The sequence below is a fragment of the Variovorax sp. UC74_104 genome (assembly GCF_044055375.1).
Lineage (GTDB): Bacteria > Pseudomonadota > Gammaproteobacteria > Burkholderiales > Burkholderiaceae_C > Variovorax.
The window spans coordinates 281,670-295,724 of record NZ_CP171978.1 but is presented as its reverse complement, the minus strand read 5'-3'; the positions used below and the strand labels follow the sequence as shown (position 1 = coordinate 295,724).

The 14,055-nt window shown below is 68.5% G+C and carries 13 protein-coding genes; 10 read left to right on the top strand and 3 right to left on the bottom strand.

From position 1 onward, the window contains the following. Positions 1-3 precede the first annotated feature (3 nt). Positions 4-585, bottom strand: a complete 582-nt coding sequence (locus tag ACHMXA_RS01460) for a superoxide dismutase (RefSeq protein ID WP_395317902.1) — start codon at positions 583-585, stop codon at positions 4-6. Between the two features lie 40 nt (positions 586-625). Further along, positions 626-1,321, bottom strand: a complete 696-nt coding sequence (locus ACHMXA_RS01455; protein WP_395317900.1) for a helix-turn-helix transcriptional regulator — start codon at positions 1,319-1,321, stop codon at positions 626-628. A 218-nt stretch (positions 1,322-1,539) separates the two neighbouring features. Here ACHMXA_RS01455 and ACHMXA_RS01450 point away from each other — a divergent pair, with 218 nt between their 5' ends. The 10 genes from ACHMXA_RS01450 (at position 1,540) to fusA (ending at position 12,808) form a co-directional block, all read left to right on the top strand. Continuing rightward, positions 1,540-1,683, top strand: coding sequence for a hypothetical protein (locus tag ACHMXA_RS01450; protein WP_395317898.1), 144 nt, complete (start codon positions 1,540-1,542; stop codon positions 1,681-1,683). Beyond that, positions 1,680-1,778, top strand: coding sequence for a K(+)-transporting ATPase subunit F (gene kdpF / locus ACHMXA_RS01445; RefSeq protein ID WP_019657711.1), 99 nt, complete (start codon positions 1,680-1,682; stop codon positions 1,776-1,778). The genes ACHMXA_RS01450 and kdpF overlap by 4 nt, the downstream gene beginning before the upstream one ends. 1 nt (position 1,779) lies before the next feature. Then, on the top strand, positions 1,780-3,579 hold the full coding sequence (gene kdpA / locus ACHMXA_RS01440; protein WP_395317895.1) for a potassium-transporting ATPase subunit KdpA: 1,800 nt from the start codon (positions 1,780-1,782) through the stop codon (positions 3,577-3,579). A 13-nt stretch (positions 3,580-3,592) separates the two neighbouring features. Next, positions 3,593-5,692, top strand: coding sequence for a potassium-transporting ATPase subunit KdpB (gene kdpB / locus ACHMXA_RS01435; protein ID WP_395317893.1), 2,100 nt, complete (start codon positions 3,593-3,595; stop codon positions 5,690-5,692). Positions 5,693-5,705: 13 nt separating this feature from the next. Further along, complete coding sequence (gene kdpC, locus ACHMXA_RS01430; protein ID WP_395317891.1) at positions 5,706-6,347, top strand: potassium-transporting ATPase subunit KdpC; 642 nt, start codon at positions 5,706-5,708, stop codon at positions 6,345-6,347. 13 nt (positions 6,348-6,360) lie between these two features. Beyond that, positions 6,361-6,729: a hypothetical protein gene (locus tag ACHMXA_RS01425; protein ID WP_395317889.1), complete on the top strand. Its 369-nt coding sequence runs from the start codon at positions 6,361-6,363 to the stop codon at positions 6,727-6,729. After that, positions 6,719-6,850: a hypothetical protein gene (locus ACHMXA_RS01420; protein WP_395317887.1), complete on the top strand. Its 132-nt coding sequence runs from the start codon at positions 6,719-6,721 to the stop codon at positions 6,848-6,850. The genes ACHMXA_RS01425 and ACHMXA_RS01420 overlap by 11 nt, the downstream gene beginning before the upstream one ends. A gap of 12 nt (positions 6,851-6,862) precedes the next feature. Next, positions 6,863-9,604, top strand: coding sequence for a DUF4118 domain-containing protein (locus ACHMXA_RS01415; protein ID WP_395317885.1), 2,742 nt, complete (start codon positions 6,863-6,865; stop codon positions 9,602-9,604). A 4-nt stretch (positions 9,605-9,608) separates the two neighbouring features. Further along, entirely contained in the window at positions 9,609-10,307 is a 699-nt protein-coding gene (gene kdpE / locus ACHMXA_RS01410; RefSeq protein WP_395317883.1) for a two-component system response regulator KdpE, read from the top strand. A 482-nt stretch (positions 10,308-10,789) separates the two neighbouring features. Continuing rightward, positions 10,790-12,808, top strand: a complete 2,019-nt coding sequence (gene fusA, locus ACHMXA_RS01405) for an elongation factor G (protein ID WP_395317881.1) — start codon at positions 10,790-10,792, stop codon at positions 12,806-12,808. Positions 12,809-12,849: 41 nt separating this feature from the next. Here fusA and ACHMXA_RS01400 read toward each other — a convergent pair whose 3' ends face one another. Further along, positions 12,850-13,980, bottom strand: coding sequence for a zinc-binding dehydrogenase (locus tag ACHMXA_RS01400; RefSeq protein ID WP_395317879.1), 1,131 nt, complete (start codon positions 13,978-13,980; stop codon positions 12,850-12,852). Positions 13,981-14,055: the final 75 nt, after the last annotated feature.

Below are 14,055 nucleotides of genomic sequence, written 5' to 3'. Positions count from 1 at the left end.
CGATCAGCCGAAGTTCTTGGCGGCGAAGTCCCAGTTGACCAGCTTGGCCAGGAAGGTCTCGACGAACTTCGGGCGCAGGTTGCGGTAGTCGATGTAGTAGGCGTGCTCCCAGACGTCCACGGTCAGCAGCGCGGTGTCTGCAGTCGTCAGCGGCGTGCCGGCTGCGCCCGTGTTCACGATGTCCACGGTGCCATCAGGCTTCTTCACCAGCCAGGTCCAGCCCGAGCCGAAGTTGCCCACGGCCGACTTCACGAAGGCTTCCTTGAAGGCGTCGTAGCTGCCCCACTTCGCTTCGATGGCCTTGGCCAGCGCGCCGGTGGGAGCGCCGCCGCCTTGGGGCTTCATGCAGTTCCAGAAGAAGGTGTGGTTCCAGATCTGCGCGGCGTTGTTGTAGATGCCGCCGCTGGACTTCTTGACGATCTCTTCGAGCGTCAGCGATTCGAACTCGGTGCCCTTCTGCAGGTTGTTGAGGTTCACCACGTAGGCGTTGTGGTGCTTGCCATAGTGGTACTCGAGGGTTTCCTGCGAGTACTCAGGGGCCAGTGCGTCGAGCGCGTAGGGCAGGGGTGGTAGCTTGTGTTCCATCGTGATTTCCTCGTGGTGGTTGAAAAAAGAAAAAAGGGGCTCAGGCGTTCGCCCTGGCCTTGGGTTCGATCCGGTAGGCGCAGCGCCGCGCGCCCGCGAGCATGTGCTCGACGCGGCTCACGTTCACGTCGGGGCCCAGCACTTCGTCGAACAGCTGCAGCTCGCTGCGGCAGAAGCCGGTGCAGGCCTGCGCGGCGGTGCAGATGGGGCAGTGGTTCTCGATGAAGAGAAAGCCATCGCCTTCCTCATCGGACCGGAACTCGGCCATGTAGCCCTCGCGGCTGCGGATCTCGGCCAGCCGCTCCAGCCGTGTCTTCAGGCTGCGCGCGCCGCGCATGGCCTCGGTGTAGTTGGCACGCATCGTCGCCTCGCGCGCCCCGATGAGCTGGTCCATGCCCTTCTGCCCGAACACGCTGATGACGGCGCTGATCATCTGCACCGTCATCTCGGCGTGCGTGTCGGGAAAGCGCTTGTGGCCCTCCCCGGTGAGCCGCCAGATCTGCGTGGGCCGGCCCCGGCCGCTGGAGCGGCTTTCCGAATCGACCAGCCCCTCGGCCTCCAGCTTGGCCATCTGCTGGCGCACGGCCTCCACCGTGACGTTGAGCACCTTGGCGATGTCGGGAATGCCGAGCGCTCCACGCGTCTTGAGCGTCGAGAGGATGCGGTCTGCCGGCTGGTGCGGCATCCAGGCGGGCCTGGCGGCATCCGGGGGCAGGCCTTTGGATTGCTTGTTCATCGCAGGTTCATTATTAATCAAGCAAAGTGCTTTGATTATTTGACGGCGGAGATCGACTGTCGATGGGGCTGGGCAATGGCCCTCGCAGGCAGGGGCTATTTGCGCAGGGCATTCGCGTTTTTACGCTTTCTTTACGCCCACCCCCTTACTCTTTCCCCCGTTTTGACGCCCGTCTGCCGAGACTGACTCCCATCTTTTCTCGTATGCAGGAGTGATGCATGGACATCGTCTGGGTGGGCGCCTTGCTGGCGCTGTGGGCCGTGGTGGGGGCCATGGTGGTCGGGCTGGACAGGCTCGATGCGCCGAAGAACCCGTCGAACAAGAAGGCGCCGAACGCCGCCGCCGATGGAGCCGCGTCGTGATCAGCCTCGAAGTTCTCTATGGCTTCGGCGCGTTGATCGCCGTGGTTCTCTTCGCGTACCTGGTGTTCGCGCTGATCTGCGCGGAGGAATTCTGAAATGACCTCCTCCACCTGGGGCCTGCTGGCCCTTTTCCTGGTGCTGCTGGGCCTGCTCGCATGGCCGGTGGGCAAGTTCCTTGCCGCGCTGTGCAACGAGCGCGTGCCGCGCTGGATGCAGCGCGTCGAGGCGCCGCTCTACAGGCTCTCGGGAACCAGGCCCGAGCAGTCGATGCACTGGCTGCGCTATGCCTTCGCGCTGCTGGCCTTCAATGCCATCGGCGCGATCTTCGTCTATGCACTGCAGCGCCTGCAGGCCTGGCTGCCGCTCAACCCCGCGGGCATGGCGGCCGTGTCGCCCGACTCGGCCTTCAACACCGCGGTGAGCTTCGTCTCCAACACCAACTGGCAGGGCTATGCGGGTGAGTCGACCATGAGCTATCTCACGCAGATGCTGGGTCTCACGGTGCAGAACTTCTTCTCCGCCGCCACCGGCATCGCGGTGGCCTTCGCGCTGGTGCGGGGCTTCGCCCGGCGCGGCGACGGCAAGGGGCTGGTGGGCAACTTCTGGGCCGACATCACGCGCGTCACGCTGTGGGTGCTGGTGCCGATCTCGTTCGTGCTGGCCGTGGTCTTCGCGGGCCAGGGCGTGATCCAGAACTTCGACGCCTACAAGGAAGCGAACACGCTGGAGACCACCGCCTTCCAGCAGCCGAAGAACGGCGCCGACGGCCAGCCGCTGAAGGACGAGAAGGGCCAGCCGGTGATGGAAGACGCCACCACCAAGACGCAGACGCTCGCCATGGGCCCGGTCGCCTCGCAGGAAGCCATCAAGATGGTGGGCACCAACGGCGGCGGCTTCTTCAACGCCAACTCGGCGCATCCGTACGAGAACCCGACGGCACTGGTGAACCTGCTGCAGATGATCGCGATCTTCCTGATCCCGGCCGCGCTGTGCTTCACCTTCGGCCACGTGGTGGGCGACATGCGCCAGGGCTGGGCGGTGCTCGCGGCGATGACGGTGATGTTCGTCGTCGCGGTCATCGTCATCACGCCCGCCGAGCAGGCCGGCAACCCGCTGCTGACTCCGCTGGGCGTCGACCAGATCCACGGCGTGCTTCAGGCCGGCGGCAACATGGAGGGCAAGGAGGTGCGCTTCGGCATCGACGCCTCCTCGCTCTTCGCCGCCATCACCACGGCCGCCTCGTGCGGTGCGGTCAACGGCATGCACGACTCGCTCACCCCGATCGGCGGCATGGTGCCGCTGGTGCTGATGCAGCTCGGCGAGGTGGTGTTCGGCGGCGTGGGCTCGGGCCTGTACGGCATGCTGATCTTCGCGATGCTCGCGGTGTTCATCGCCGGCCTGATGATCGGCCGCACGCCGGAGTACCTCGGCAAGAAGATCGAGGTGCGCGAGATGAAGCTGATCTCCATCGCCATCCTGGTGACGCCGATCCTGGTGCTGGCCGGCACCGCGGTGGCGGTGATCGCGGGTGCGGGCAAGGCCGGCATTGCCAACCCCGGCGCGCACGGCTTCTCGGAGATCCTGTACGCGCTGACCTCGGCCGCCAACAACAACGGCAGCGCCTTCGCTGGCCTGTCGGCCAACACGACCTTCTACAACGGCCTGCTCGCGCTCGCGATGTGGCTCGGCCGCTTCGCGATGATCGTGCCGGTGCTGGCCGTGGCCGGCGCGCTGGCCGCCAAGAAGCGCCTGCCCGTGACCAGCGGAACGCTGCCCACGCACGGCCCGCTCTTCGTCTCGTTGCTGATCGGCACGGTGCTGCTGGTCGGCCTGCTCAACTACGTGCCGGCGCTGGCCCTGGGCCCGATCGTCGAGCACCTCGTGCTCTGGAAATGAGAAGGAGCGCACCATGACCGCCAATACAAAAACCTCTCTCTCGCTCTTCGATGCGGCGCTGGTCAGGCCCGCGCTGTGGGCCGCCTTCGCCAAGCTCAACCCGCGCACCCAGTGGCGCAACCCGGTGATGTTCATCGTCTACATCGGGAGCATCCTCACGACGGTGCTCTGGGTGCATGCGCTGAGCTTCCCGGGCGACACCGGCATGAAGCCCGCCTTCGTGCTGGCCGTGACCGTCTGGCTGTGGTTCACGGTGCTCTTCGCCAACTTCGCCGAGGCGCTGGCCGAAGGCCGCAGCAAGGCGCAGGCCGCTTCGCTGCGCGGCCTGCGCAAGGACACCTGGGCCAAGAAGCTGCAGGAGCCGCACCACGGCGCCCAGTGGCTTCCCGAGCAGGCACCGAACCTGCGCAAGGGCGACGTGGTGCTCGTGGAAACCGGCGACGTGATCCCGCTCGACGGCGAAGTCATCGAAGGCGTGGCCTCGGTCGACGAGAGCGCCATCACCGGTGAATCGGCACCCGTGGTGCGCGAGTCGGGCGGCGACTTCTCGGCCGTGACCGGCGGCACCCGCGTGCTGTCCGACTGGCTGGTGGTGCGCATCTCGGTGAACCCGGGCGAATCGTTCCTCGACCGCATGATCGGCATGGTCGAGGCCGCCAAGCGCCAAAAGACGCCCAATGAGATCGCGCTGACCATCCTGCTGGTGGCGCTGACCATCGTGTTCCTGGTGGTCACGGTCACGCTGCTGCCGTTCTCCATCTTCAGCGTGGAGGCCGCGGGTGCGGGCACGGTGGTGTCGCTCACCGCGCTGGTCGCGCTGCTGGTGTGCCTGATTCCGACCACCATCGGCGGCCTGCTGTCGGCCGTGGGCGTGGCCGGCATGAGCCGCATGATGCAGGCCAACGTGATCGCCACCTCGGGCCGCGCGGTCGAGGCCGCCGGCGACGTCGACGTGCTGCTGCTCGACAAGACCGGCACCATCACGCACGGCAACCGCCAGGCCAGCGCCTTCCTGCCCGCGCCGGGCGTGACCAAGGCGCGCCTCGCACGCGCCGCGATGATCTCTTCGCTGGCCGACGAGACGCCCGAGGGCCGCAGCATCGTCGAGCTCGCGCGCCGCGAAGGCCTGGAGCTGACGCCGGTGGAGGGCGCCCGCTTCGTCGCCTTCACCGCGCAGACACGCATGAGCGGCGCCGATCTGCCAGCCGCCCCCAACAGCCTGGACACCGACCTCGTGCTGCTGCGCAAGGGCGCGGTCGACGCGGTGCGCCGACACGTCGAGGCCATTGGCGGCACGGCGGCGCCAGAGGTGCTGCGCGCCTCCGAGGAAGCGGCGCGCCGCGGCAGCACGCCGCTGGCCGTGGCCGAGGGCAACCGCGTGCTGGGCATCGTCGAGCTCAAGGACATCGTCAAGACCGACATCAAGGAGCGCTTCGCCGAGCTGCGCCGCATGGGCATCAAGACGGTGATGATCACCGGCGACAACAAGCTCACCGCGGCAGCCATCGCCGCCGAGGCCGGCGTGGACGACTTCCTGGCCGAAGCCACGCCCGAGGACAAGCTCGCGCTGATCCGCCAGTACCAGTCCGAAGGCCGCCTGGTGGCGATGACCGGCGACGGCACCAACGACGCCCCCGCGCTCGCGCAGGCCGACGTGGCCGTGGCCATGGGCAGCGGCACGCAGGCCGCCAAGGAGGCCGGCAACATGGTCGACCTCGACTCCAACCCGACCAAGCTGCTGGAGGTGGTGGAGACCGGCAAGGCGCTCCTGATGACGCGCGGCTCGCTCACCACTTTCTCGATCGCGAACGACGTGGCGAAGTACTTCGCCATCATCCCGGCGATCTTCATCTCGACCTACCCGCAGCTGGGCGCGCTCAACGTGATGCGGCTGGCGAGCCCGTCGTCGGCGATCCTGAGCGCGGTGATCTTCAATGCGCTGGTGATCGTGTTCCTGATCCCGCTGGCGCTCAAGGGCGTGCGCTACCGGCCCGTGGGCGCGGCCGCGCTGCTGCGCCGCAACCTCGCCATCTACGGCCTGGGCGGCCTGCTGGTGCCCTTCATCGGCATCAAGCTGATCGACTGGCTGCTGGTCGCCGTGCATCTCGTCTGAGGAGTATTCAGTCATGAAAAACAACAACACCGTCAATGTCCAAGGCAATGGCAGCGAAGGCGGCATCGTCCGCCCCGCGCTCGTGCTCTTCGTGCTGCTGAGCGCGCTCACCGGCCTGATCTACCCGATGGCCGTCACCGGCGTCGCGAAGGCTGCGTTTCCCGCGCAGGCGGCCGGCAGCCTGATCGTGATCGACGGCACCACGGTGGGCTCGAAGCTCATCGGCCAGAACTTCAGCGATCCGAAGCACTTCTGGGGCCGGCCCTCGGCCACCGCGCCGCAGCCCTACAACGCGAGCGCCTCGGGCGGCTCGAACCAGGGTCCGCTCAACCCGGCGCTCACCGATGCGGTGAAGGCGCGCGTGGAAGCGCTGCGCGCGGCCGATCCGGACAACACGGCGCCGGTGCCGGTCGACCTGGTCACGGCTTCGGCCAGCGGGCTCGACCCCGACATCAGCCCCGCCGCCGCGCAGTACCAGGCGGCGCGCGTGGCGCGCGTGCGCGGCATGCCGCTGTCGCAGGTGCAGTCGCTGATCGACAGGAACACGCAGAAGCCGCTGCTGGGCTTCCTGGGCGAATCGCGCGTCAATGTGCTGGCGCTGAACATCGCGCTGGACGCGGCCTCCGGTTCATTCAGTCCTTCGACACCGCGTTGAGGAGAAAAAAGCCATGGCCTATGCCGCCTATCGAGAACACCCCGGCGTGCCGAGAACGCGCGCTTCCATGAACACCGGCAAGGGCAACGACAGCCCGTTCCACGTGCTCGACGTCACGGTCTGCTGCGCCGACGCCCTGCGCGTGCGCCGCAGCATCGCCGGCTGCCCCGAGGCCGGCGTGGTGCGCTGCGAGCCGCTGCTGCATGCCTGCAGCTCGCAGGAGAGCGACGCGCCCTGCGTGCGCCTGATGATCCGCCTGCCTCTTGCCCGCTACGCCGACGTGCTGCACCGGCTGGTCGAATGCGTGCCCTCGGGCGAGATCGGCCGGCTCGTGAGCTGGCGCGAGCACCTCGCACGCTGCGGCCTGCGCCATGGTCACTGACCTGCTGATGGCGCTGCTGGCCATGGCAGCGCTCTTCGTTCCGCTGGGCTTCGCGTGGTGGGCGCTGTCGCGCACCGCGCGGCGCCATGCAGGCCGCCGCAAGGACGGCCCGATGCGCTAACCTTTGCCGCCGATGAACGAAGTGCTCCGCCCCGACCCCGACGCGCTGCTCGCGCAGTTGCGCAGCGACGAGGCGCGCGCCCAGCGCGGCAAGCTGCGCATCTACTTCGGCGCCAGCGCGGGCGTCGGCAAGACATGGGCGATGCTCAGTGCTGCGCAGCGCGAGCGCGCCGCCGGGCGCGACGTGCTGATCGGCGTGGTCGAGACCCATGGCCGCAGCGAGACCGCCGCGCTGCTCGCGGGGCTCGACGCGCTGCCGCTGCGCGAGATCGCGTACCGCGGCCGCACGCTGGCCGAGTTCGACCTCGACACCGCGCTCGCGCGCAAGCCGGCCGTGCTGCTGGTCGACGAGCTCGCCCACACCAACGCCCCGGGCTCGCGCCACGCCAAGCGCTGGCAGGACGTGCAGGAGCTGCTGGCCGCCGGCATCGAGGTTTGGTCGGCGCTCAACGTGCAGCATCTCGAAAGCCTCAACGGCACGGTCGGCGCCATCACCGGCGTGCGCGTGCACGAGACCGTGCCCGACACCGTGCTCGACGAGGCCGACGAGGTCGTGCTGGTCGACGTCACGCCCGACGAGCTCACCGCGCGGCTGGCGGCCGGCAAGGTCTACCTGCCGCAGCAGGCCGAGCGTGCGGCGCAGAATTTCTTCCGCAAGGGCAACCTCATCGCGCTGCGCGAGATCGCGCTGCGGCGCACCGCCGAACACGTGGAAGACGACGTGCGCGGCTGGCGCGTGGAGCAATCGGGCGCGGTCGGAAGCGGGCGCGACCTGCAGGCCTGGAACACATCGGGCGCGATCCTCGCCTGCGTCGGCCCGCATGAAGGTGCGGCGCAGACCGTGCGTACGGCGGCGCGGCTCGCAGGTCAGCTCAACGTGCGCTGGCATGCGGTCTACGTCGAGACGCCGCGGCTGCAGCGGCTGGCCGCCGCCGAGCGCGACCGCATCCTCGCGGTGCTCAAGCTCGCCGAAGAACTGGGCGCGGCCACGGCCGTGCTCACCGGGTCCGACGTCGCCGAGCAGCTGGCCGAACAGGCGAGGCGCCTGAACTGCGCGACGCTGGTGCTGGGGCGCTCGCAGCCCGAGACAGGCTGGCGGCGCTGGTGGCCCGCGAGGGCGGTGCCGCTCGCGCGCGCATTGGCGCTACGCGCGCCGGCGCTCGACATCATGGAAGTCGCGCCCGCCGACAGTGCACGCCGCCTGCCGCGCACCTCGCTGCAGGGCGCGCTCGTCGACAGCGACGACCATGAGAAGGCCCCCATCCATTGGCCCGGCTACGCGTGGGCAGCGGCCACCAGCATCGCGCTCACGCTGCTGTGCACGCCGCTGGCCAGCGTGCTGGAGCTGTCGAACATCGTCATGCTGTTCCTGCTCGGCGTGGTGGGCGTGGCGATGCGCTTCGGGCGCGGGCCCTCGGCGCTGGCGGCCCTGCTCAACGTCGCGGCCTTCGACTATTTCTTCGTGCCGCCGCGCCTGTCGTTCGCGGTGAGCGACGTGCAGTACGTGCTGACCTTCGCGATCATGCTCGGCGTCGGCCTGCTGGTGGGGCAGCTCACGGCCGGGCTGCGCTTCGCGGCGGGCGTGTCGACCAGCCGCGAGCGGCGCGCGCGATCGCTGTTCGAACTCACCCGCGAGCTGTCGGCCGCGCTGGAGGCCTCGCAGGTGGTCTCGCTCGGCACCGCCGCCGTGCGGGGTCACTTCGGCGGCGATGCGCTGGTGCTCGTGACCGACGCGGCCGACCAGCTCGTCATGCCCGCCGATGCACCCGAAGGCTTCGACCCGCAGGTGGCCGACTGGGCCTTCCGCCATGGCCAGAGCGCCGGCCTGGCCACCGCCACGCTCGCCGCGCAGCCCTGGCACTACGTGCCGCTGCGCGCGCCGATGCGCGTGCGCGGCGTGCTCGCGCTCTCGCCCGCACAGCCGCGCTGGCTGCTCATTCCCGAACAGGCGCAGCAGCTCGACACGCTGGCGCGGCAGATCGCCATCGCGCTGGAGCGCGTGCACTATGTCGAGGTGGCGCAGCAGGCCGTGGTCGAGATGGAATCGGAGCGCCTGCGCAACGCGCTGTTGGGCGCCATCTCGCACGACGTGCGCACGCCGCTCACCGCGCTCATCGCACTGGCCGAGTCGCTGCAGACATTGCCGCCCGAGGAACATGCCGAGGCCGCGCGCGCCATCGTCGCGCAGGCGCACGAGCTGCATGCGCTGGTGAGCAACCTGCTCGACATGGCACGGCTCGAAAGCGGCATCGCAGGCGGCGCGGTGAACCTGCGGCGTGACTGGCAGTCGGTGGAGGAGGTGGTGGGCTCGGCCATTCGCGCGGCGCGCACCTCGCTCGGCGGCACCGTGGTGCAGACCGCGCTCGACCCCGACCTGCCGCTGGTCGAGTTCGACGCCGTGCTCATCGAGCGCGTGCTGGTCAACCTGCTGGAGAACGCCACCAAGTACGGCGCGCCGCCCATCGTGGTCGGCGCGCGCGCGGAGCCCGGCGCGCTGGTGCTGACCGTGCGCGACCACGGCCCCGGCCTGCCGGCCGCACTGCTGGGCCACGAGCAGAAGCTCTTCGACAAGTTCACGCGCGGCGAGGCCGAGTCGGCGACGCCGGGTGTTGGCCTGGGCCTGGCGATCTGCAAGGCCGTGGTGAGCGCACACGGCGGCGAGATCACTGCCGAGAATGCGCGCGATGGCGGTGCAGAATTCACGGTCACCCTCCCGCGCCGCGAGCCGCCGGAGCCTGCCGAAGCCCAAATCTGACCCCATGCCTTCTCCCACCGCCATCGTGATCGAAGACGAGCCGCAGATCCGCCGGTTCGTTCGCGGCGCGCTCGAGGCCGAGGGCTGGGTGGTTCATGAGGCCGGCACCCTGCGCGACGGGCTCGCCGCGGCCGGCACCCGCCAGCCCGACCTGCTCGTGCTCGACCTGGGCCTGCCCGACGGCGACGGCGTTTCGCTGATCCGCGACGTGCGCGGCTGGTCTGCGGTGCCGATCATCGTGCTCTCGGCACGCACCGACGAGGCCGACAAGATCGCCGCCCTCGACGCCGGAGCCGACGACTACCTCACCAAGCCCTTCGGCACCGGCGAGCTCCTGGCCCGCGTGCGCGCCAACCTGCGGCGCCCGCGCGCCGCCAGCAGCACGGAGGAAGCGGCACCCGAGGCGCTGTTCCGCTTCGGCGAGATCGAACTCGACCGTTCCGCACGCCTGGTGCGCCGCGCCGGCGCCGAGGTGCACCTCACGCCGACCGAATACCGCCTGCTGTCGGTGCTCGTCGCCAACGCGGGCCGCGTGCTGACGCAGCGCCAGCTGCTGCGCGAGGTCTGGGGCCCGTCGTACACCGACCAGAGCCACTACCTGCGGATCTACATGGGGCATCTGCGGCAGAAGCTGGAGGCCGATCCGGCGCAGCCGAAGCATCTGCTGACGGAGACGGCGGTGGGGTACAGGCTGGTCGTCTAGGGCTTGCAAGGCTCGATGCAGGCCGCATATTCGCTACCGTGACTTCCGGCCAACACCGCACACCGTGGTGCTTGCCTTTGTTAACAGAGATCCCCACAATCCCGCCCACCATGAAATTCACTCAAGCCATCGAGGCGTTCATCGCCAACTGACATCGCCCTCGATCGCGTTCGGAAGGCGGTGCGCCTTCCGGTGTTGAAGACCCCGGCAGGTTCGTCCCTCCGGGGTTTTGTTTTTTCTGCGTCCTCATCCTCAGACCGCCATGCGTACCTACGACAAGCTGATCGCCACGATTCGCCTCCGCCGGAGCGTGGACCCCGTGCGCCCGGGCTCCGGCCGCCGCATCGCTGACCCGCACGACACCGTTCGTCGCTAGCCCTTCAGGCGAATTTTTCTTGCCTGGGGCTGGCGCGTGCCAACCAGGCTTTCGAAGCGCAGCGCCGCAACGCGTGCTTCGATCCAATGAAAAAGAAAGATTCGTCATGAACCCGAAACCCAGAAATCTCCGCAACATCGGCATCATTGCCCACGTCGACGCGGGCAAGACCACGACCACCGAGCGCATCCTGTACTACGCGGGCGAAAGCCATCGCATCGGCGACGTGAGCCGTGGCACCGCGCGCATGGACTTCGATCCGCAGGAGCAGAGACGCGGCATCACCATCAGCAGCGCGGCCATCACGGTCCACTGGAACGCGGCGCAGATCAACCTGATCGACACGCCCGGCCACATCGACTTCAACATCGAGGTGAATCGTTCGCTGCGCGTGCTCGACGGTGCGGTCGTCGTGTTCGACGGCGTGGCCGGCGTGGAGCCGCAGACCGAGACGAACTGGCGCCTCGCGGACAGGTATCGCGTGCCGCGCATCGCCTTCGTCAACAAGCTCGATCGCCTCGGCGCCGACTTCCTGCGCGTCGTCGCAATGATGGAAGAACGGCTGGGCGTGAAGGCGGTGCCCGTGCAACTGCCCCTCGGCGCGGAAGGCGACTTCCGTGGCGTGATCGACCTCGTCGGCATGCGTGCACTCGTCTGGGACAAGGACGATGCGAGCCGACCATACCGTGTGGCCGACGTGCCTACTGACTTCCTCGCGGCGGCCAGGCACCATCGGGAGCGGCTCGTGGAGCTCGCTGTCGAACAGGACGAAGCAGCCATGAGCGCCTACCTGAACGGCGAAGAGCCGTCGGCCGAGGTGCTGCGCGCTTGCATCCGCAAGGCTGTGCTGTCCAGTGCGTTCGTGCCCGTGCTTGCCGGTTCGGCGTTCCGCAATCGCGGCGTCGAGCCGCTGCTCGATGCCGTCGTCGACTGGCTGCCGAAGCCGGGCGAAGTGGTCTCGGCCAGCGATCCACAGGCGCCGTTCTCGGCGCTCGCGTTCAAGATCGCCAGCGACGACCACGGTTCGATGGTGTTCGTGCGGGTCTACAGCGGCAGGCTCAGGCGTGGCGACACGGTGCTGAATGCCGCGACGGGCCGCATGGAACGCGCGGCGCGGCTGTATGAAGTGCATGCGGACGACCGCATCGAACGCGACGAGCTCGTGGCCGGCGACATTGCCGCCATCGTCGGGCTGAAGGACACGCTGACCGGTCACACGCTGTGCGACCGGGATCATCCGGTGCACCTGGAGGAAATCAGCGTCCCCGAGCCCGTGATCCATGTCGCGATCGAGCCCAAGGCGCAGGCCGACCAGCAGTCGCTGTCGAAGGCGCTGCAGGTCATGCTGCGGGAAGATCCGAGCCTGCAGCTGCGGCAGGACGCCGAATCGGGCCAGACGATCCTGTCGGGCATGGGCGAGTTGCAGCTCGATGTCTCCATCGAGAAGCTGCGCGCGAAGCACGGCGTCGAAGTGTCGGTGGGGCGTCCGCAGGTTGCCTACCGCGAAACGGTATCGAGAGAAATGGAGGTGCACCATGTGCACAGGAAACAGACCGGCGGCCCCGGTCAGTTCGCTGAACTGAAGCTGCGTATTGCGCCGCTGGCGCGAGGCGCGGGCATCGTGTTCGAGAGCCAGGTGGTGGGCGGCGCCATTCCGCGCGAGTTCATCCCCGCGGTCGAGGCCGGCATCCGCCGGGCCGCGCAATCGAGCGTGGTTGCCGGGTTCCCCTGCGTGGACTTCATGGCCACGCTGGTGGACGGCAGTCATCACGAGCGCGACTCGTCGGCGATGGCCTTCGAGCTGGCTGCCGCTGCGGCCTTCCGGGAGGCGGCGGCCAAAGCCGGACCGCTGGTGCTGGAGCCCGTGATGGCCGTGGAGGTCATCACGCCGCCCGACTATCTGGGCGATTGCATCGGCGACCTGAACCGGCGGCGCGGCATGGTTCGCGGCCAGTCGATGCGCGGCAATGCCGCGGTCGTCGAGGCGCATGTGCCGCTGAAGGAGATGTTCGGCTACATCGGCAACCTGCGCGCGCTGTCTTCGGGCCGTGCGCAGTACACGATGCAGTTCGACCACTACGCAGTGGCACCTGCGAACGAGATGGCCATGCTCGTGAAGAGCTGATGGCCTTGGAAGGGCGGTCCCTCGGGGCCGCCCTTTTTTCTTCAGGCCGCGACGCCCTTGTTCGGATTCAGCAGGAACTTCTCCCCCGTCGCCTGCTTGCCATACACGCCAATCGCATCGAGCTGCAGCATCTCCACCAGCGACACCTCGCGCGTGTAGTGGCTCGCGAACGTGGTCTTCAGTTCGGCGACCACGCGGGCCTTCAGGCGCTGCGTGCCGGCGTCGCCAAGGCGCTGCAGGAAGGGGAACAGCAGCCAGCCGCCCATGCCCCAGGTCATGCCGAAGTTGCGCACCACCTCGGTCGGGCTGCGGTCGAGGCCGCCGTAGATGTAGACCTGCTTGTGCGTGTTGGAGCCGTAGCGGCTGTATTCCTTGGCGGTGCGGTTGATGGCCGCTTCCATGCAGCCGAGGATCTGGCCGGCGAGCTTGCCGCCGCCGATGGCGTCGAAGGCCAGGGTGGCGCCGGTCTCGGCGAGGGCCTGGGTCAGGTCCTCGATGAAGGTGGGCGAGCTCGAATTGCACACGTACTTGGCGCCGAGGCCGCGCAGCAGGTCTTCCTGGTCCTGCTTGCGCACGATGTTGACGAGGGCGATGCCGTCCTTCTGGCAGATCTTGTTGAGCATCTGGCCGAGGTTGGACGCTGCGGCCGTGTGCACCAGCGCCTTGTGGCCTTCCATGCGCATGGTCTCGACCATGCTCAGCGAGGTGAGGGGGTTGACGAAGCACGAGGCGCCTTCGGCCGGCGTGGTGCCTGCCGGCAGTTCCAGGCACTGTGCGGCGGCGAGGCAGCGGTACTGCGAGTACATCGCGCCGCCGATGGCGGCCACGGTCTTGCCGAGCAGTGCCTGCGCCTGCGGCGAGGAGCCGGCCTTCACCACTACGCCCGCGCCTTCGTTGCCCACCGGCATCGATTCGTCGAGCCGCGCCTTCATGGCGGGCAGCACGCGCTCGGGCACGGTGGCGGTGACGACGGGGCGATCGGCAGTGCCGGAGGCCTTGGCGGTGCTCATGTCGGCAGCGCCGAACAGCAGGCCCAGGTCCGACGGGTTCAATGGCGATGCCTCGACGCGGATCACCACTTCGTGGGCCTGCGGCTCGGGGATGGGGTCGTCGTGCAGCGAGAGTTCGAGTTCGCCGCTGGAGCGGATGAGGGAGCGGATTTGGAGTGCCATGGAAGAGCCCTTCTGGTCAGGTTCGCGGATGGCCTTCGGCCACGGGGCGGCCAGTATAGGAGCGGCTTTCGCGGC

Bases quoted from the DNA above. Each gene is read 5' to 3' on its own strand.
- fusA (WP_395317881.1), top strand. From the start codon at position 10,790: ATGAACCCGAAACCCAGAAATCTCCGCAACATCGGCATCATTGCCCAC.
- ACHMXA_RS01460 (WP_395317902.1), bottom strand. From the start codon at position 585: ATGGAACACAAGCTACCACCCCTGCCCTACGCGCTCGACGCACTGGCC.
- ACHMXA_RS01455 (WP_395317900.1), bottom strand. From the start codon at position 1,321: ATGAACAAGCAATCCAAAGGCCTGCCCCCGGATGCCGCCAGGCCCGCC.
- ACHMXA_RS01425 (WP_395317889.1), top strand. From the start codon at position 6,361: ATGGCCTATGCCGCCTATCGAGAACACCCCGGCGTGCCGAGAACGCGC.
- kdpB (WP_395317893.1), top strand. From the start codon at position 3,593: ATGACCGCCAATACAAAAACCTCTCTCTCGCTCTTCGATGCGGCGCTG.
- ACHMXA_RS01400 (WP_395317879.1), bottom strand. From the start codon at position 13,980: ATGGCACTCCAAATCCGCTCCCTCATCCGCTCCAGCGGCGAACTCGAA.
- kdpA (WP_395317895.1), top strand. From the start codon at position 1,780: ATGACCTCCTCCACCTGGGGCCTGCTGGCCCTTTTCCTGGTGCTGCTG.
- ACHMXA_RS01415 (WP_395317885.1), top strand. From the start codon at position 6,863: ATGAACGAAGTGCTCCGCCCCGACCCCGACGCGCTGCTCGCGCAGTTG.
- ACHMXA_RS01450 (WP_395317898.1), top strand. From the start codon at position 1,540: ATGGACATCGTCTGGGTGGGCGCCTTGCTGGCGCTGTGGGCCGTGGTG.
- kdpE (WP_395317883.1), top strand. From the start codon at position 9,609: ATGCCTTCTCCCACCGCCATCGTGATCGAAGACGAGCCGCAGATCCGC.
- ACHMXA_RS01420 (WP_395317887.1), top strand. From the start codon at position 6,719: ATGGTCACTGACCTGCTGATGGCGCTGCTGGCCATGGCAGCGCTCTTC.
- kdpC (WP_395317891.1), top strand. From the start codon at position 5,706: ATGAAAAACAACAACACCGTCAATGTCCAAGGCAATGGCAGCGAAGGC.